Below are 17446 nucleotides of genomic sequence, written 5' to 3' on the forward strand. Positions count from 1 at the left end.
TTCACAAATGATTTTAAACAATTATGCCTTGATGGAATTTTTTGTATAGTAATGAGGATCAAATGGGCATTTAAACGCATATACTTCATAAACATAAAATTTAGTCAGGTAAGATTGCATTTAATCAAGGAGTAGGTAATATAGAAAAATAGGATATTAAATTAGCATGGATGTGAGGTGTGTATGGGCTTTGTCCTTCCTGTTGCAAAATTTCTTAGCAAACTAGACAGTTTAGATAGAGATTATGAAATTCGTTCTGGGAAAGATTTAGAAAAATCACCACAACCTTATGCAATCAGTTGTTTTTTTGGTGCCAAAGATATCGCGACCCGCAGGCAGCAAATTGGCTTTATAAAAGGATTGCTGACTGCTTTGCGTAAAAACTGGGAGAGTCTCACGAAACCTGAGGAGGTAATCCAGAGTTTTTTAACAGCCTTGCACGTACTCATGACAGCCTGCTTCTATATTAAATCCAAAACTAATAGCAATTATTTCCCTCCACCTATTTTAAGCCAGCTTCTTGATGAAGCAGCAGAGATAAGCCCTATTAATCTTGTTGATGAAAAAACTCGAGCCACTTGCTTATTAGCAACCAAACGCTATTTGGAAACTAATGGACCGTTAAAAGCTATCAATACCAGAACTAATTCTCCTTTTACAGAGCTGGAATGGCATGAGTTCCTGGAATTTACTAAAGATCAATGTGCCTTATTAGATAAAAAGCAAGTAAAGAACTATCCTATTACATCACTCCTGAGACCCTTAATTGCCCAGCCCTTACAAATATTAGGTTGGAGTGTAGGCTATGTCATGGGCGATACGATTAGCCATATACCACCTGTCCGCTATGCTTTAACAGCCGTATTAGGTGGTGGTGTTTATTTAGCAGTGGGATCCTCCGCCAGTGTTTGTATGATTGTTCTAGTACCTGCAGTTGCCAGCCGTATTCTTGATACCTTTTGCGGCCTCTCCCTAGCCTTTGTAATGGGGAAATCACTGAAGATAGTTGGGGAAGGTGTTGGTTTTGGTATTGGTATACCGCTTGACATAAGTTGCCAACTCATTGGTGAGGCAGTCTGCGGGATCACCACTTTGTATCATCATTCTAAATCAGGGGAGAAATTAAGCGGCATCTCATTAGTTGACGGGCATCTTATTCAAGACGGTATCGATTTAATGCTGGTTAATCTCAGTCACATGCCAGCACAACTAACACTTGAACACAAAGAACATCTTACTCAATGTAAAACGGGTGAATTTGAAATAGGAGAAGCGGAGGTCATCGTAACTATCGATGGTAAGCATACTAGACTTCCCTTGCTTACTGAATGCGAAACGGATGTACCCGTCACTTCGACAGAGCGGATCGAATCAAAGACGTTATAGTTAAAATAACGTTGGTTAAGTATTCAATTGTATTAACTCACGTACCACACTGGTTGCATAACTACCAGAAGTTAATCTAAAACTTAAATTCAATTGATTATCCTGCCAGCTCCACATCAAATCTTCTATTGGCAATACTAAAGGTCGATATGCACGTTCTAATCCATGAGACTCCAATGCCTCACACCAAAATTTATACCTGTCTAATACCTGCTCTTGTTGAGTTAAAGCATCGCCTCCAACCCGTTCTTGGCCTTTCCCCCATAAAGGGGCGGCTGGTGAAAGATCAAAGTCTTCCACTCTGGTTTGTATGAGCTCGTCTGGAGCCTCGATGGTAAAAATACTGTTCTTGCCCGTTAATTGCATGACATCACCAGGTAAAGCAGTATTCCAGGTTGCTGCTTTAACGCGAGCTGAAAGAATTTGGTTAAATAAAAAGGCTCTCGCTGCTGAATAATAAATCCCGCGTAAAAATCGATTTTTTACTTTGATATGGCCACTAAAAAAAGCTTCTGCTTTAACAAGATTTTGCCCCTCATAGCCAAATCGCTGAGCACCAAAATAATTTGGCACCCCCACACATCGAATTTGCTCAAGGCGGTTTTCCACCTCCTCATATTCTTTAATATCACGCAAAATCAAATTAAAACGATTTGCCTCAAGTGCACCTATTTTTAATTTTTTTAAATGACGCTTGTTTTCAATAACCCGCCATCCTTCTCCGGCAAGTAAGTCAGGCGAAATAATTTCTTCACCAGGACAGTGAACACAAAGCCATTGTGTTGTTAAAGCCTGGCGATCCTTTAAGCCTGCATAAGAAATATTTTTTTCGGATTTGCCTAAAGTACGTGCTAAAGCCTTAACTACCTCTTCCGTATTCAAACCTTTTTTTTCAATACGCAAATAAAGATGCTCGCCTTGACCGCTTAACTCAAAGCCAAGCTCTTCATCTACTTTAAAATCCTCTGCTGAGGTTTTCATAGTTCCTGTTGCCTGTGGTTTACCGTGAGCAAACTCAAGATCATTAAAATCAAACATAATTGTTATGCATCCTGACAAAATTTATAACTGATTAGAGACTATTTTATCCAAGTTTTACTTTAAACAAAAATAAGTATAAATTCCTTACGCTAAAGCAAAACGGATGTTCGTTTTCATTACAGATTTATTGGCTTAAATTGAAAGGAAGCAATATCTTGAAAAAACATTTAGTTATCGGCTTATTCGTACTTATAGCCCAAGCAGTCGCAGCACAACCATTGCAAACACCTTTAGTCGCGCAACCAACTACCTGTCTATCATCGCAATTCACTGCGACGGGCGATCAGTACTGGAAATCAATGATTTTAAGACTAACCAATAACTGTAATAAAACGGTAAACTTTCAAAACGCCACGATTTCCTTTGAAAGTACAACAACAATTAATACGTCATTCTGGGGAGATTTTGCACCGTTATCTTATCCGGATAGCTCGTTAACTATTTCTTCGCAACATCAAACTAATGGAAATTATTTAGCCACTTTAAATTTGCATTTTCCATCTTATCCAGGCGCAAACTCCAAACTACCTCCTAATGATTCTATCCAAATTAGATATGGTGTTAGTGCAGATAATCATCTTGCGGGGAGTGTAAACGTTTATTTACAAACCCCCGTCGAAACAGGCTCATTAGTGCTACAAAATGCATCACCGAAACCAATTGGTGTTTCGCAGGATCATGCCCTAATTCACTTATTTCACGATGGTCAGATAATCAATAACGTTCAATTGCCTTGGGCCTCCACACTCACTTTATCCGAATTGCCCATAGGAGCTTATAGTGTTGCAGCTGAAAATGTATCTGACAGTAATGGCCATAGTTACCAAGGCAATGTACTGCCTCATACTTTTACATTAGAAAAAGATCAAACAATTAATTCAACGATTACTTATAATTTGACTCAACAAGAGGGTAAAATTGCGATTAATTTACAAACCTTGCCTGATAAATTAACAGGCTACACCAGTAATCCATCGGTCTTAATCACGCAAAATCAAACAGGGAATTCAATAACGCGCTCATTGAATTGGGACAGCCTCACCACAATTCCTCAATTACAGGCAGGTGCTGCTTATCAGTTCTCAACAACAGCAATTAATTATAACGGCCAGCATTGCGCTCCAATCTTTACGCCTACTAGTTTAGTTGCCAGTACAACAAGCCTTCCTGCGACTACTTTAACTTATCAATGTACCCAGATTATTCAGGATTCCGTCACCTTAAATGTTACAGGCGCTCCAGCCAATTTAACAGCGCTAAAAATCAATCTGACACCTCATGATAATTCTACGGTCATGTCGCAAACGATAGATTTAAATAACGGCAACGGCTCAGCGACTGTCATACTACCAGAAGGAGTAATTTATACTCTTTCCTCGCAGGCTGTAGATGGTTTTTCAATTCATTTTTCACCACAACCTTTGACAGCCTCTGCCAATGCTGTAGTAACAATTAGCTTCAGTCCTGAGAATGCGGAAACTCCACTTGCAATCAATGGACAATTAAAAGTGTGTGGCACTCAGCTTTGCAATGAGCAAGGAAACGCGATTCAATTAAAAGGAATGAGCACTCATGGCCTTCAATGGTACGGTCTTGGTTCTTGTATAACTGAAGCCTCTTTAAATGTATTGAGCAAGAATTTTAAAGCCAATGTTATAAGACTTTCTCTTTATGTCCAGGAAGGTGGGTATGAGAGCAATCCTACAGCCTTTACTCAACAGGTAAGTGAGTTAATTAATGAAGCTTATGAGCGAGGAATTTATGTCATCGTTGATTGGCATATCTTGAATCCTGGTGATCCAAACTACAATTTAATTCGCGCTAAAAAATTCTTCACCGATATTGCTACAGTTCACAAAGATAAAAAGAATATTCTCTATGAAATTGCAAATGAACCCAATGGAGTAAGTTGGGCAGCAATAAAGAACTATGCTGATCAACTGATTCCTGTAATCCGGGAAATTGATGCCAATGCTCCAATTCTTATTGGCACCCGGGGTTGGAGCTCACTCGGTGTCTCTGAAGGTAGTACTTATCAGGAAATTGTTAACAATCCTGTCCAATTTACAAATATTATGTACACCTTCCATTTTTATGCTGCCTCCCACAGAGAGGAGTATTTAAGCGCTTTGGATAATGCTTCTCAAGTACTCCCTATCTTTGTAACTGAGTTTGGTACACAAACCTACAGCGGTGATGGAGCAAATGATTTTGTCATGTCTGATCGCTATATACAGCTTATGGCAACAAGAAAAATTGGTTGGACAAACTGGAATTATTCTGACGATTTTCGTTCTGGAGCTATTTGGAAAACGAATAGCTGTACAAACGGTTCCTGGGGAGATAACAATTTAAAGCCAGCAGGAGTTTATATTAAAAATAAAATAGCGTAACCCATTGCCTGCGGCGCCAACTCACTGAGAAATATCGATCTATTTGGCTAATTTGATTTACAGATGTCCTCCCGTGAAGCGGGAAGACATGGCGTAAACATAGTGAGGAAGCAATTTGAGAAGGAGACTTCCTGCGTGGAAATGACAAAATCGCCTCGCAGGCACTAGAGAATTTAGGCTGCAGGCCTCACCCCATAACGCAGCATACGTGCTGCAGCTTTTATGCCTTGCATACCTACCCCCCCCATCACACCAGTCACTGAAATACTTCCATTTGAGGTGAGGTAAACAGGTGGAATTCCTGCTGCTGAGCCCCAAGAGGTTGCACTGTTAATCATTGCTGGTGAGGCATTTCCTGTAATAATAAGTGCTATGTTGGCCGCTGCAGCTGTTGGAGCAATAAAAGTAGTTGGTGCAGTAGCTAGTGGTGGTGGTGCGGGATTGGCAGTACTGTCATATTGAATAACACCACTCGCTGTTTTCAAAGCAGAGACATCTACACTAACTATATTTGTACACTTGGTTGTCGAATGGGTATTTGCGCTATTCCATGGTACAACGACTACTCCACCATAAGCCAAAGAAGAAGTTGTTGAGCAAATTCCTGAAGAATCACTGACTTGTACTTTAATATTCGAAGCCGAACCACCTAGACTTCCATTAACAACCACTCCAAGCGAATTGATTAATATTAATTGTCCACTTGCAGCAAACAAAGAACCTGCCAAACCAAACGACAAGACAATGGTTAATGAGGCCAATGATCTTTTGAATTTCATATGTTTACCAATGCACCCATCCATAGCGGCTTCCTTCTTCGTAATTAATTAGTAAGTTCCTAATTAAAAATATAATTAACACACCATCACAAGCTTTACAAATCATATTATTGGCTTTTTACAGCAGTAAGAAATCAAGTTCTCCAAATTTGGAAATGGTAGACTTATCGTTTAATCTCACTCCATTAGAGCTCTACTGGTTTAAGGAGTTAAATGATTACTCTTTTTCTCAAAGGATTAATTGTTGGTATTGCAATTGCGGCACCTGTTGGTCCAATCGGTATATTGTGTATACAACGTTCTCTGCATAATGGTTTCCAAATCGGACTTATGAGTGGTTTGGGTGCAGCGCTAGCTGATAGCGTCTATGGAATAATTGCTGGATTTGGTTTAACGGCACTCTCTTCTTTTTTGCTTACCCAACAATTTTGGATACGCTTGATAGGTGGCTTATTTTTGCTTTATTTTGGAATCACACTTTTTCTGGCAAATCCCAAAGCACGAGCAACTCGAGATGAAGAACGATCCCTTTGGAATGCCTTTGCTACCACTTTTTTATTGACCTTAACAAATCCAGCAACAATTTTATCCTTTATGGCTATATTTGCAGGTTTAGGTTTAGGCAGTACAGCCACTGACTTTATACATGCCTTTCTATTAGTCTCAGGAATAACGCTCGGTTCAGCACTTTGGTGGTTATTACTCAGTAGTTTCGTAGCGTTTAAATTACGCCATCGCCTTAGCCCTAAAGTGATGAGCTATATCAATCGTGTCTCTGGAATTATTATTTTATTTTTTGGAATTTTTGCATTATCAATGCGCTAAACACTGTTAGTGTTCTTATTCTAAACAGGATTAGAACTGTCAATAAAATGATGTTGCAACTTAAAATGCTCGGACAGATGTCTACCCAGCGCTTGAATACCATAACGCTCAGTCGCATGATGACCACAGGCAAAATAATGAATCCCTAATTCTTGTGCTTGATAATAGGTGCGCTCGGAAATTTCACCACTGAAATAAGCGTCAACCCCAAGAGCATAAGCTTCTTCTATAAAATCCTGCGCTGCCCCACTGCACCAGGCTATACGTTGAATAATGTTATCCCCAGCTTGCACATGCAAAGGTTCTCTGCCTAATTTTTCCTGTAATTGAATTGAGAATTCTTTGGCAGTTTTACCCTGTTTTAATGAACCAGACCATAGTAAATTGGGCGTTTTACCAGCTTGGTGCATGGTGATTGCATTAAAATCAAAAAGCCTTGCCAAGCAAGCGTTATTACCCAATTCCGGATGACAATCAAGTGGTAAGTGGTAAGCAAACAAGCTTATATTATTAGTGAGTAATTGAGCAACACGCTGGCGCTTAATACCAGTTATCACTGCGTCTTCACCCCGCCAGAAATAACCGTGATGTACAAACAAAGCATCCGCTTGCATCTTCACTGCCTGTTCAATAACATCAGCTGATGCTGTAACAGCCGAACAAATCCGAGTGATCTTATCAGTCCCTTCGATCTGCACACCATTAGGCGCATAATCATTAAAATTGGCGCAAGCTAATAGAGTGTGCAGATAAGAAGCCAAGTCATTACGAGCGATCACCGCACTGAAACCCTCTTGATATCAGCGCCTAACATCGATAGTTTTTCTTCAATACGCTCATAGCCCCTGTCGACGTGGTAAATACGCTCAACACTGGTTTCTCCTTCCGCGGCCAAGCCGGCTAAAATAAGACTTGCGGAAGCGCGTAGATCAGTAGCCATAACTGGAGCGCCGGTTAATTTTTCTACGCCAGTAACCATTGCTGTATTGCCATTTAAATGAATTTGAGCTCCCATACGCTGCAATTCCTGTACATGCATAAAACGATTTTCGAAGATATTCTCAATCACTGAAGAGGAACCTTCAGCAATGGTATTCAAAGCCATGAATTGCGCTTGCATATCAGTAGGAAAAGCTGGATAAGGAGCCGTGGATATATTAACCGCCTGAGGACGCAAACCATGCATATTCAAAGTCACCCAATCTTCCCCTATCGCCAATTCAGCACCTGCTTCTTCAAATTTACAAAGCATGGACAATAAATTATCTGGTTTTACACGACGTACAGTGACTCTACCGCGTGTCAGTGCACCAGCAGTAAGATAGGTCCCTGCTTCAATACGATCAGGCATAACGGCATATCGACCGCCAGTGAGTGAGCTTACCCCTTCTACTTCAATAGTTGCCGTACCAGCGCCAGAAATTTTTGCTCCCATTTGAGTCAGGAAATTCGCTAAATCAACAACCTCTGGTTCACGAGCCGCGTTTTTAATGAGCGTTTTACCTTCTGCAAGAACAGCCGCCATAAGAACATTTTCAGTGCCTGTTACAGTCACCGTATCAAAAACCAAAGGCTTACCCTGTAAACGCCCCTTTTTACAACGCGCCTTGATGTAACCATTTTTCACAGAAATATCAGCACCCATTGCTTTAAGTGCCTTAAGATGTAAATCCACTGGACGAGTACCAATTGCACAGCCACCCGGCAGTGAAACATCGGCTTGGCCAAAACGAGCCAATAGAGGGCCTAGTACTAAAATAGAGGCACGCATGGTTTTCACTAACTCATAAGGTGCAACATAACTATCAACATGCGAAGCATCCACTTGCACATTCATTTTTTCATCAACAGTTAATTGTGCGCCCAATTGCCCCAAGAGTTCCATCATTGTAGTGACATCTCGAAGATGAGGCACGTTAGCGATCGTCACATTATCGGTAGCAAGGAGTGTTGCAGCCATAATTGGTAAAGCCGAATTTTTTGCACCAGAGATCATGACTTCGCCATTTAAAGCTTTACCGCCATTTATTATTAACTTATCCATGACTTGTCTCCCACTCTTCCTTTGTCCAAGTCTTCATACTAAGCGCATGCAGACTGCCGGTCGTAATATAATCTTTCAGCTTTGAATAAACCCATTGCTGTCTTGCTACCTTTGATTTGTCGAGGAATGCGTTAGAAACGATAGTTAACTGATAATGATAACCATCCCCTTCAACCTTAACAAAATCAACCTCGCCTGTTTCTGCAAGACGACGCTCCAACTCTTCATTACTTACCATACAACTATCTCACTCTGCATATTCTTTACTACAAGGGCCTGTTACATTTCTACTATCCAGGTACTTACTCTTGATTTTCTGCGCTTCGCTGCCCACATACTCGCGTGCGTGCTCCGCAACGATACTCGAATACCAAGCCATAAACACCCAAGCTAGCGAAATTTAGCCCTTAGCTACGGTACCAATATCCCGTTAACTCCACAAAACTCGGCCAAAACCTGAATAACTTTTGGCATGCCTTCCATTTTGCAAATTTTGTTTTTCTCTCTACAAAGCCTTTTGGCTTCAATCAATAAAGCAAGGCCTGCACTATCACAGTGAATCACTTTGCTTAAATCAATCTTTAAAATAGCCTCTTCATTTTCCCGGCAATATTTATATAAGCGCTTGCAATCCGTTTGCACCGTAGAAAATGTCATTTCTGACGAAGGTTTAAAAGGTTGTGTTTGCACTTAAGCCGCCTTTTTAACAGTACTACGTTGATTCATTTGTTTAATTAAATCTTGCATGCTTGAACTTCGTAAAGCTTCAGCAAATTGTGAGCGGAAACTTTGTAATAAACTGACTCCCTCTACACTTAAATCATAGATCTTCCACGTCCCATTTTTAGACACCAGACTATAACTGAGTGGAATATTTTGTCCGTTTGAACGGACAATCACACTGTTTACACGAAGAAAGCGACTTGATAAAGAACCTCTTATAGGGAGAAATTTTACTGTTTCATCTGTATATTCAGCTAAAGGACTTGCATAAGTGCGAATAACCAATTGCGTAAATGCAGTAGCAAATTGCTTCCTCTCGCCAGCAGAAGCTTTACTCCAAGCTTGACGACCCAGCACCGAACGCGACATACCATTAACATCAACGTTAGGTAATAAATAGCGTTGGACAGCTTGATGAATCACTTGGGGATTATCTTTTAAACTCGCCTTATTTTGCTTGAGGGTATCAATAATTTGATTAGCAGTATCTTCAAGCATAGGTAAAGGAGATGATTGTGCCCACAGGATTTGGGAGATGGCTAACGAGGCAACTAAAACAATTGTTTTTATTACATTCATAATTCACCTATTTTTTAATATTAAACAAAAGCTGACCAATTAGATTTTCAAGAATGACAGCTTCTTGTGTTTTTGCAATAACGTCGCCTTCTCGCAAATAAGGATGTTCCTTATTTTCCTCATCATCAAAACCAGGGACGATACTAATGTAGTTAGAACCAATTAAACCCTCAGTCAAAATCCGTGCTGATGAATCTTCAAAGGGTATTGGCTTATCATTTCGCAATAACATGGTTACCTTAGCATTCAATTCACCGGGCTGTAATTCGATATGAGTCACTTCACCGATGCGCACACCAGCAACTGTGACCGGCGCTCTCACCTTAAGGCCACCTATATCAGTAAATTCCGCGGTTACATGATAGCCTTTGCTCGATGCTAAATTAGAAATACCACTAACTTTCATTACGAGAATAAATAAGGCAAACATCCCTAAGAGCATAAAAATTCCTACGCTGATATCGACATAGCGTTGCCTATTATTCTTATTCATTTACCAACCTCCAATCATTATCGCTGTCAAAAGAAAATCAAGTCCAAGCACTGCGACTGACGAATAAACCACTGTACGTGTTGTTGCTTGACTGATGCCTTCCGCTGTAGCAATACAATTAAACCCTTGAAACACCGCTATCCATACGACTACAAAAGCGAACACAATACTTTTAATAATGCCACTGAACACATCGATGCGAAAATTAACTGCTGCCTGCATATTAGACCAAAAACTACCCGCATCAACGCCTAACCACTGAACACCAACAAAATAACCGCCATAAATAGCAACTGCAGAAAAAATCAGGGCCAATACTGGCAGAGAAATAAGACCTGCAAGAAAGCGCGGATAAATTACACGCCCCAATGGGTCTACACCCATCATATCCATACTTGCCAATTGTTCTGTTGCCTTCATCAAACCAATTTCAGCAGTCAAAGCAGATCCCGCCCGTCCGGCAAAAAGTAATGCACTAATCACCGGTCCAAGTTCTCTGGCTATACTCAGGGCTAGAAGCTGGCCAAGTTGGCTGCTTGCGCCAAATTTTTGCAGCGTATTATAACCCTGCAAGCCAATAACCATGCCAATAAAAAGCGCGGAAACAACAATAATCAAACATGACAAAACACCAACAAAATAAAGTTGTGCGCGCAATGCAGGCCAAAGCCGAGGTAAATCCGCCTTTCTAAAGAAAATACCTAATAAAAAAACACCTGAATTACCAATTGTTTGCAAATTATTTACGCCACGCTGCCCCAAGCGCTCAAGCATATCAAGCATTTAACAACTCCTCCGTATAAGGACGTGCCGGATAATGAAAAGGTACTACACCATCAGCTTCGCCATGCATAAATTGCTTCACTTGAGGTTGCATAGAATTTTTTAATTCAAGAGGCGTGCCATGTCCAATGACCTGGCCCCCTGCTATGAGGTAAATGTAGTCAGCGATAGAACAAGTTTCTTCTACATCATGGGAAACAATAATAGTGGTTGTCTGTAAAAGTTGATTTAATCGCTTAATTAATCGAACAAGAACACCCATAGAAATCGGATCCTGGCCAGTAAACGGTTCATCATACATCATCAACTCGGGATCCAAGGCAATTGTTCTCGCCAAAGCTACCCGCCTTGCCATACCGCCAGAAAGCTCGTCTGGCATCATCTGCGCAGCTCCTCGTAAACCCACTGCCTCCAATTTCATCAACACAATGTCCCGCAACATTGCCGCGTTCAAATTGGTATGTTCACGCAAGGGAAAAGCAACGTTATCAAAAACCGACAAATGAGTAAAAAGCGCACTGCTTTGAAACAATAATCCCATTTTTCGCCTGGCTAAATACAAAGCCTTGCGCGAAAGTTGATGAATATTAACACCATTTACTAGAATTTCCCCAGCTTCTGGCTGCAATTGTGCCCCAATCAAGCGTAACAACGTTGTTTTACCGCTGCCGCTCGGCCCCATAATTGCCGTGATTTTGCCTCGTTGAACTGTCAGATCCACACCAGCAAAAATAGGGCGAGACCCTCGTATAAAGGTAAGATTGGTGATTTGCACCAAATTATCCTGCATATAATTTTTATTCCGGATCTAAATAGAAGACGATTATATACCTGATAAGAGTTATTTTGCGAATTTAAAACGCTACTAACAGCATCTAAATTTTGCAGAGTTGGGGTAAAAACCATTATAAACTGCAGTCAGTCCCTGACTTGAGGTATCATCAGAGTTATGTGAAGATGGTATTTTGATGAGCACATTATTAAATTAATAAATATCGTCCTCGGGGTGGTGCGAAGGTAAGTCTAAAAAATGCAGGCAAAACCAGGCGCAGACAATGCTTTCAAGATTTTAAAGTAATAGTTCCAGGCAAGTTACTATTCCTTTTCATAATTAAGACAAAGAATTCGTATCAGGCGATGGGATTAAGTTCAGTGATGAGCTGGAGTCCAATGCCAAAGACGTTGCCGCAATTCCATCCAACTGACGAATTATTTCTTTCAGTTCAACAGCAGTACTCGTTTTTTCACTTTTTATTATAATCCTGAGAATATCCTCTTCCACATCCCCAGAGCCAGCGCTTTTTCCTGAGAAAAACTGTGGACCTTGCCTTCCTAATAAAGGCTTGGCCTGTTCTACCAGCATTTTAAAATCTATTTTACGTTGTAAAAAATTATCAATTATTGTTTTATAAGGAGTAGGATCATCACTATAAGAAGAATGCTGCAATAACAAGTAAAGCTTGTAATAGAGAATCTGCTCCATAACACGAACTTCCAACCTATCCACTGCAGATTGTCTTCTTGAAGTTGATTCCTTGTGAAAGGTATTCCACTCATCAATACAAACCTCGAGATTTGCAAGTAATTGCAAAGTAAATTCCGGTTGGTCATATTTGCCGAATCTTGAGAAAACCTCGACTGCGTTATTGAGCTTAAGCGTATAAGGTGAAGGTCTATTATAAAAAACCGTGCTCTGCTCCAACCACCTAGCCAGCTCTTCATTAATATTAGACTGCAATTGATAAACAGTATACAGCTCCGGAGCACGTTCTTTTAAATACGATAGATTTAGCGCTCTAAAATCCACTTTATTAAGCAAACTATAATCGCTTAACATCGCCATTAACCAGGTACACTTCATTGGTGTATAAATCCGCTCATCACTATCTGTTGTAGGTTGGTAATAAGGAAGCTCCGTTAAATTATTTATAATTCCAAGGCCTCCAAAGAAAGAAAGTGCACGCGAAGTTTGTTCATAATCAGGCATAAAATGGCCACTGGCGCCATCAACCATTATGATTTTTCCATCTATAACTTTGATTTGCCCAGCCATGAACAAATTTGAACGACTATAGTAGTCAGCATAGGTGGGATGCAAAATCGCTTCACTGGAGAAAAATGAGGTGCGCTCTGGTGCAAGAGAAGGCCCCATGAACATACCACCATTTACATGTACGGTGTAAATAGCCGTCTGGGGGAAATCTTCGGGGTGCTGCCTAAAACTATCGTAGGCTTTAATTGATAAATGCTCAGTAGTAGCATAGCTAAAAGTAAGATGCCGATTATCACCTTTATCAAGCGTTTGTAATTTCAATAAATTAGTCTTGTTTGGTATGACTCGAAATTCCTCCAGCTCCTCTTTACTGTGATGGACTGTTCCAACTTTAGAGCGAAGTGCATAAAATGCCTCATCACCCGCATCCTTTCCGCCGTAAGGTAATAAATCCCTACTTGCCTTTAATTTAGCGTAAAATTTTTTAAAATGGGCGTTTATCTGTTCTACAGACTTTCCTCTTACACGTTCATAGAATGTCCAAGGATCATTGGAAACATCACCAGGAGCTGGTCGAAGCCAAGGCATAAAAAAGGGATCGAAATCGCGAATAGCTACTCGCGCAGTAATTTTTTCTCTTATTGTTTCGACATTATCATCATTAATGATGTAACCGATAACGTCTAAGACAGTTTTTTTTAATGTTGCATAATTTTTATGATCTTTTTCATGCTCATCACAATGATGCAAAAGCTTAATGAGACCATCAAATCGTTCGTAAATGGTTTGAGCGTCATAAATTGCTCTTAAATACTTCTCAACTACCCGATCAGGGTGCTGTTTTGATTTTGTGAGCCAATCATTCACTGATGGCAAAACTGGAAAAGCCATTATCAGATCATTTTATGTACAATATAGAAAAATATAGTCCATAAAATGCACTTTCGCCTGCTTCTTCCAGCAAATCGATTATTAATTAACCTACTTTTATTATAATTGTAGTTGGTTGAAAGGAACTATCTCAGCAAGATAAACCCGAGCTTTTTAACCTATAAAGAAAAAAATTACTGTGTTAAACTTGCCCTTCTGCTTGATAGCACTGAGAATACATGAATTTTTGCAAATTAGGCCTTGCGGTCATTGAAACTGAAGCTCAGGCAGTGCTTGAACTAACGCAACGCATTGATGAGCGCTTTGAAACAGCCTGCGAACTTTTACTAGCCTGTAAAGGGCGCGTTGTAGTGACTGGTATGGGCAAATCAGGTCATATTGCGCATAAAATTGCCGCCACACTTTCCAGTACAGGTACACCTGCCTTTTTTATGCACCCTGGTGAAGCCAGTCATGGTGATTTAGGCATGATTACCCGACAGGATGCTGTGGTTGCAATTTCAAATTCTGGGTTTACCAACGAAATTGTTACCTTATTACCCCTCCTTAAGCGTCTTGAAGTACCTCTAATTACATTGACCGGCAATGATGATTCAACTTTAGCTAAAGCTGCCAGTGTCAATTTAGATATTAGCATCCGCCAGGAAGCTTGCCCTTTAGGCCTGGCTCCCACCACAAGTACCACTGTCTCTTTAGTGATGGGAGATGCTTTGGCTATCGCTTTATTACAGGCTCGCGGCTTTAGTGCCGAAGATTTCGCCTTATCACATCCTGGGGGCGCTCTGGGCAGACGCCTTTTACTGCGTATTGACGAATTATGCCATCATGGCGATGAATTACCTTTGGTTCATGAGCAAGCCACTATCAGTGAAGCGTTGATTGAAGTTACGGCAAAAAAATTAGGAATGACGTGCGTGGTTGATAACCACGGCTATTTATCAGGTGTTTATACCGATGGCGATGTAAGGCGTACTTTGACTCAAAATTTTGATATTAATACGACACCGTTGGCCAGTGTTATGAGTAGAAATTGTAAAACCATCAAAAAAGGAACCTTAGCAGCGGAAGCACTGGCAATTATGCAAAAATACAGTATTACTTCTTTAGTTGTTGTTGATGACAATAATAAACCAGCAGCAGTTATCCATTTACATGATCTGCTTCGGGCTGGTGTTTTTTAAGGTAGAAAAATGAACGAATTAACAGAAAAAGCTAAGCATATCAAGTGTTTAATTTGTGATGTTGATGGAGTTTTGACTGATGGTCTTCTCCATATAGATAACTTGGGCAATGAATTAAAATCCTTTCATGTACAAGATGGAATGGGTTTAAAATTACTAATGGCTGCTGACATTGTAGTAGCAGTTATTACTACCTCTCAAAATGCCGTCATTGATCACCGCATGAAACAACTAGGTATTTTGCACTATTTTACTGGACAGGTGGATAAGCGAGATGCATTTGAGCAGTTAAAATTACGCCTAGGTTTAAGTAACAAGGAAATTGCTTATATAGGGGACGACCTACCTGATTTGGCTATTATTCAACAGGTAGGCTTGGGAGTTGCCGTTGCAAATGCGGTGCCTCAAGTAAAAGAATTTGCAGTTTGGCAAACCGAACAACAAGGTGGACGGGGCGCTGTTCGTGAAGTTTGTGAACTAATTCTGAACGCGCAAGACAAACAAGAACAGGCACTCACCAGGTACCTCGCATCATGAATGCAGCCAAACAAGCTGCATGGTTATTTTGTGTATTAATCGCACTGGCATGTTCCGGTTGGTATTTTGCAAGCTCTACACCAGTAGCCAAACTTAATGATAAAGCCCTTTCCAAAGCGGCGGACACGATTATTACTAACTTAACTGTACGCCGTTTTGACGAGAATGGGAAATTAGTCAATTATTTAAAAACTCCCGAAGTACAGCATATACCGAACCATAATAGCCATATACTGCAATCGCCTCATATTATTATCACCCAAGACAACCAAGCACCTTGGGAAATTAAATCCGAGCGAGCCAGGGCAATCAATGGCGGACAACAAATTACTTTTATTCATAATGTAATAGTTCATCAAAATAAAAGTACGCATAACCAGGAAAGTACAATGAAAACAGAGGAACTTACCTATTTTCCTAAAAACAAGCTAGCCACTACCGAAAAGGCAGTACGATTTGAACAACCAGGCAGTATTGTGCTCGCCCAAGGAATGAAAGCCTATCTAGCCGATAAGCGAGTGCAATTATTAAGTAAAGCGCGAGCCACTTATGAACCCAAACATGCCTAAGATTGGACTATTAAAATCCATTACTTTGCTGCTACTGATCTTAACTAGTAACCATAGTCTGGCAATGCCCGATGATCGCGAAAAACTGGTTGAATTATCAGCGGATTCAGCTGATCTCAATCAACAAACCCATCGAGGGGAATATATTGGTGACGTCCAATTCGATCAAGGAACTACACATTTACGAGCAGCAAAAGCGATTACTGAAGGAGATAAGCACAACAAATTAGTTTTTGCTGTTGCTGAAGGTAATGATAAGGAACAGGCTCATTATTGGACGCAAACTGCAATAGATAAACCCTTATTACATGCCTACGCTGATATCATCCGTTATTACCCAAACCGCCACCTGATTGAACTCATTGGTAATGCCCATGTATCCCAGGGAGATAATTCTTTTGCAGCGCCTAAAATTAGTTACGATACTCTCAAACAGCATGTAGTCTCTAAAAGTGATGGTAAGACACGTACGACAATTATCATTCATCCAGGAAAACAATCATGAGTGAATTGTCAGCAAAAAACTTAAAAAAATCATTTAAAACCCGTACCGTTGTTAATGGTGTCAGTATTAATATTCGCCGTGGTGAGTGTGTCGGTTTATTAGGGCCAAATGGAGCAGGAAAAACAACTTGTTTTTATATGATCGTTGGCCTGCAATCCTGTGATGAGGGCCAAATCATCCTTGATGGCAAAGATGTTACCAAGGCGCCGATGCACCAACGAGCACGATTAGGTGTAGGTTATCTACCCCAAGAAGCATCCGTATTTCGTAAAATGACAGTATCAGAGAATATATTGGCCATACTGCAATTACGTCATGATCTGGATGAGCAAGCACGGCAAGAGAAACTAGAGCAATTGCTGCATGAATTCCATATTTCTCATTTACAAAAAAGTTTAGGAATGAGTTTATCAGGTGGTGAACGCCGCCGAGTCGAAATCGCCCGTGCATTAGCCATTGAGCCGACCTTCATTTTGTTGGATGAACCATTCGCAGGTGTTGATCCTATCTCTGTTCTTGATATTAAAAAAATAATTTCCCATTTATGTGACAAAAACATTGGGGTTTTAATCACGGATCACAATGTCCGTGAAACTTTAGATATCTGTGAACGTGCATATATTGTGACTCAGGGCAAAATCCTTTGCGAAGGTTCGCCCGAAGCAATTCTTGCCAACCAGCAAGTACGTGCAGTGTATTTGGGTGAAGAGTTCTCATTATAATC

General features: G+C 40.4%; 19 protein-coding genes. 8 read left to right on the plus strand and 11 right to left on the minus strand.

Going from position 1 to position 17446, the window contains the following annotated elements:
- Positions 1-183 precede the first annotated feature (183 nt).
- Positions 184-1386, plus strand: coding sequence for a hypothetical protein (locus DYC89_RS09420; protein ID WP_115221552.1), 1203 nt, complete (start codon positions 184-186; stop codon positions 1384-1386).
- Positions 1387-1401: 15 nt separating this feature from the next.
- Here DYC89_RS09420 and truD read toward each other — a convergent pair whose 3' ends face one another.
- On the minus strand, positions 1402-2424 hold the full coding sequence (gene truD / locus DYC89_RS09425) for a tRNA pseudouridine(13) synthase TruD (RefSeq protein WP_115221553.1): 1023 nt from the start codon (positions 2422-2424) through the stop codon (positions 1402-1404).
- A gap of 158 nt (positions 2425-2582) precedes the next feature.
- Between truD and DYC89_RS16695 the strand changes: the two genes are divergently transcribed.
- A complete protein-coding gene (locus tag DYC89_RS16695) occupies positions 2583-4820 on the plus strand; it encodes a glycoside hydrolase family 5 protein (protein ID WP_245953974.1) in 2238 nt (745 codons plus the stop codon).
- Positions 4821-4993: 173 nt separating this feature from the next.
- On the opposite strand, the gene DYC89_RS09435 is transcribed toward DYC89_RS16695, so the two are convergent.
- Entirely contained in the window at positions 4994-5599 is a 606-nt protein-coding gene (locus tag DYC89_RS09435) for a hypothetical protein (protein ID WP_181879364.1), read from the minus strand.
- A gap of 213 nt (positions 5600-5812) precedes the next feature.
- Here DYC89_RS09435 and DYC89_RS09440 point away from each other — a divergent pair, with 213 nt between their 5' ends.
- The gene (locus tag DYC89_RS09440) at positions 5813-6424 is read left to right on the plus strand and encodes a LysE family translocator (RefSeq protein ID WP_115221555.1); all 612 of its coding nucleotides are present in this window, start codon (positions 5813-5815) and stop codon (positions 6422-6424) included.
- Between the two features lie 20 nt (positions 6425-6444).
- Here the strand turns inward: DYC89_RS09440 and DYC89_RS09445 are convergent, their stop codons facing one another.
- From DYC89_RS09445 to DYC89_RS09485, 9 genes are all read right to left on the minus strand, one after another.
- On the minus strand, positions 6445-7203 hold the full coding sequence (locus DYC89_RS09445; protein ID WP_115221556.1) for a Nif3-like dinuclear metal center hexameric protein: 759 nt from the start codon (positions 7201-7203) through the stop codon (positions 6445-6447).
- The gene (gene murA, locus DYC89_RS09450; RefSeq protein WP_115221557.1) at positions 7200-8468 is read right to left on the minus strand and encodes a UDP-N-acetylglucosamine 1-carboxyvinyltransferase; all 1269 of its coding nucleotides are present in this window, start codon (positions 8466-8468) and stop codon (positions 7200-7202) included. Before murA ends, DYC89_RS09445 begins: the two co-directional genes overlap by 4 nt.
- Entirely contained in the window at positions 8461-8706 is a 246-nt protein-coding gene (locus DYC89_RS09455; protein ID WP_058443375.1) for a BolA family protein, read from the minus strand. The genes murA and DYC89_RS09455 overlap by 8 nt, the downstream gene beginning before the upstream one ends.
- A 173-nt stretch (positions 8707-8879) precedes the next feature.
- Positions 8880-9158, minus strand: coding sequence for an STAS domain-containing protein (locus DYC89_RS09460; RefSeq protein ID WP_115221558.1), 279 nt, complete (start codon positions 9156-9158; stop codon positions 8880-8882).
- Positions 9159-9770: an MlaC/ttg2D family ABC transporter substrate-binding protein gene (locus DYC89_RS09465; RefSeq protein ID WP_115221559.1), complete on the minus strand. Its 612-nt coding sequence runs from the start codon at positions 9768-9770 to the stop codon at positions 9159-9161.
- A gap of 7 nt (positions 9771-9777) precedes the next feature.
- Positions 9778-10263: an outer membrane lipid asymmetry maintenance protein MlaD gene (mlaD, locus tag DYC89_RS09470; protein ID WP_058443373.1), complete on the minus strand. Its 486-nt coding sequence runs from the start codon at positions 10261-10263 to the stop codon at positions 9778-9780.
- Positions 10264-11046, minus strand: coding sequence for a lipid asymmetry maintenance ABC transporter permease subunit MlaE (mlaE, locus tag DYC89_RS09475; RefSeq protein ID WP_058443372.1), 783 nt, complete (start codon positions 11044-11046; stop codon positions 10264-10266).
- The gene (locus DYC89_RS09480) at positions 11039-11836 is read right to left on the minus strand and encodes an ATP-binding cassette domain-containing protein (protein WP_115221560.1); all 798 of its coding nucleotides are present in this window, start codon (positions 11834-11836) and stop codon (positions 11039-11041) included. Before DYC89_RS09480 ends, mlaE begins: the two co-directional genes overlap by 8 nt.
- Positions 11837-12157: 321 nt before the next feature.
- Positions 12158-13930: a hypothetical protein gene (locus DYC89_RS09485; protein ID WP_115221561.1), complete on the minus strand. Its 1773-nt coding sequence runs from the start codon at positions 13928-13930 to the stop codon at positions 12158-12160.
- A gap of 218 nt (positions 13931-14148) precedes the next feature.
- Here DYC89_RS09485 and DYC89_RS09490 point away from each other — a divergent pair, with 218 nt between their 5' ends.
- From DYC89_RS09490 to lptB, 5 genes are read left to right on the plus strand one after another with little or no spacing between them, the layout of a single operon-like run.
- Positions 14149-15111 carry a KpsF/GutQ family sugar-phosphate isomerase gene (locus DYC89_RS09490; RefSeq protein WP_115221562.1) on the plus strand — a complete coding sequence of 321 codons (963 nt, stop codon included), beginning with the start codon at positions 14149-14151 and terminating at the stop codon, positions 15109-15111.
- 9 nt (positions 15112-15120) lie between these two features.
- Positions 15121-15648: a KdsC family phosphatase gene (locus DYC89_RS09495; RefSeq protein WP_115221563.1), complete on the plus strand. Its 528-nt coding sequence runs from the start codon at positions 15121-15123 to the stop codon at positions 15646-15648.
- Complete coding sequence (gene lptC, locus DYC89_RS09500; RefSeq protein WP_115221564.1) at positions 15645-16217, plus strand: LPS export ABC transporter periplasmic protein LptC; 573 nt, start codon at positions 15645-15647, stop codon at positions 16215-16217. The genes DYC89_RS09495 and lptC overlap by 4 nt, the downstream gene beginning before the upstream one ends.
- The gene (gene lptA, locus DYC89_RS09505) at positions 16210-16722 is read left to right on the plus strand and encodes a lipopolysaccharide transport periplasmic protein LptA (RefSeq protein ID WP_115221565.1); all 513 of its coding nucleotides are present in this window, start codon (positions 16210-16212) and stop codon (positions 16720-16722) included. Before lptC ends, lptA begins: the two co-directional genes overlap by 8 nt.
- Complete coding sequence (gene lptB, locus DYC89_RS09510; RefSeq protein WP_115221566.1) at positions 16719-17444, plus strand: LPS export ABC transporter ATP-binding protein; 726 nt, start codon at positions 16719-16721, stop codon at positions 17442-17444. Before lptA ends, lptB begins: the two co-directional genes overlap by 4 nt.
- The last annotated feature ends 2 nt before the right edge of the window (positions 17445-17446 follow it).

Origin of the sequence: Legionella donaldsonii (assembly GCF_900452385.1) — a bacterium.
GTDB lineage: Bacteria > Pseudomonadota > Gammaproteobacteria > Legionellales > Legionellaceae > Tatlockia > Tatlockia donaldsonii.

Bases quoted from the DNA above. Each gene is read 5' to 3' on its own strand.
- DYC89_RS09455 (WP_058443375.1), bottom strand. From the start codon at position 8,706: ATGGTAAGTAATGAAGAGTTGGAGCGTCGTCTTGCAGAAACAGGCGAG.
- murA (WP_115221557.1), bottom strand. From the start codon at position 8,468: ATGGATAAGTTAATAATAAATGGCGGTAAAGCTTTAAATGGCGAAGTC.
- DYC89_RS09490 (WP_115221562.1), top strand. From the start codon at position 14,149: ATGAATTTTTGCAAATTAGGCCTTGCGGTCATTGAAACTGAAGCTCAG.
- DYC89_RS09435 (WP_181879364.1), bottom strand. From the start codon at position 5,599: ATGAAATTCAAAAGATCATTGGCCTCATTAACCATTGTCTTGTCGTTT.
- DYC89_RS09485 (WP_115221561.1), bottom strand. From the start codon at position 13,930: ATGGCTTTTCCAGTTTTGCCATCAGTGAATGATTGGCTCACAAAATCA.
- DYC89_RS09495 (WP_115221563.1), top strand. From the start codon at position 15,121: ATGAACGAATTAACAGAAAAAGCTAAGCATATCAAGTGTTTAATTTGT.
- DYC89_RS09480 (WP_115221560.1), bottom strand. From the start codon at position 11,836: ATGCAGGATAATTTGGTGCAAATCACCAATCTTACCTTTATACGAGGG.
- truD (WP_115221553.1), bottom strand. From the start codon at position 2,424: ATGTTTGATTTTAATGATCTTGAGTTTGCTCACGGTAAACCACAGGCA.
- lptA (WP_115221565.1), top strand. From the start codon at position 16,210: ATGCCTAAGATTGGACTATTAAAATCCATTACTTTGCTGCTACTGATC.
- DYC89_RS09440 (WP_115221555.1), top strand. From the start codon at position 5,813: ATGATTACTCTTTTTCTCAAAGGATTAATTGTTGGTATTGCAATTGCG.
- mlaD (WP_058443373.1), bottom strand. From the start codon at position 10,263: ATGAATAAGAATAATAGGCAACGCTATGTCGATATCAGCGTAGGAATT.
- lptC (WP_115221564.1), top strand. From the start codon at position 15,645: ATGAATGCAGCCAAACAAGCTGCATGGTTATTTTGTGTATTAATCGCA.
- lptB (WP_115221566.1), top strand. From the start codon at position 16,719: ATGAGTGAATTGTCAGCAAAAAACTTAAAAAAATCATTTAAAACCCGT.
- DYC89_RS09465 (WP_115221559.1), bottom strand. From the start codon at position 9,770: ATGAATGTAATAAAAACAATTGTTTTAGTTGCCTCGTTAGCCATCTCC.
- mlaE (WP_058443372.1), bottom strand. From the start codon at position 11,046: ATGCTTGATATGCTTGAGCGCTTGGGGCAGCGTGGCGTAAATAATTTG.
- DYC89_RS09420 (WP_115221552.1), top strand. From the start codon at position 184: ATGGGCTTTGTCCTTCCTGTTGCAAAATTTCTTAGCAAACTAGACAGT.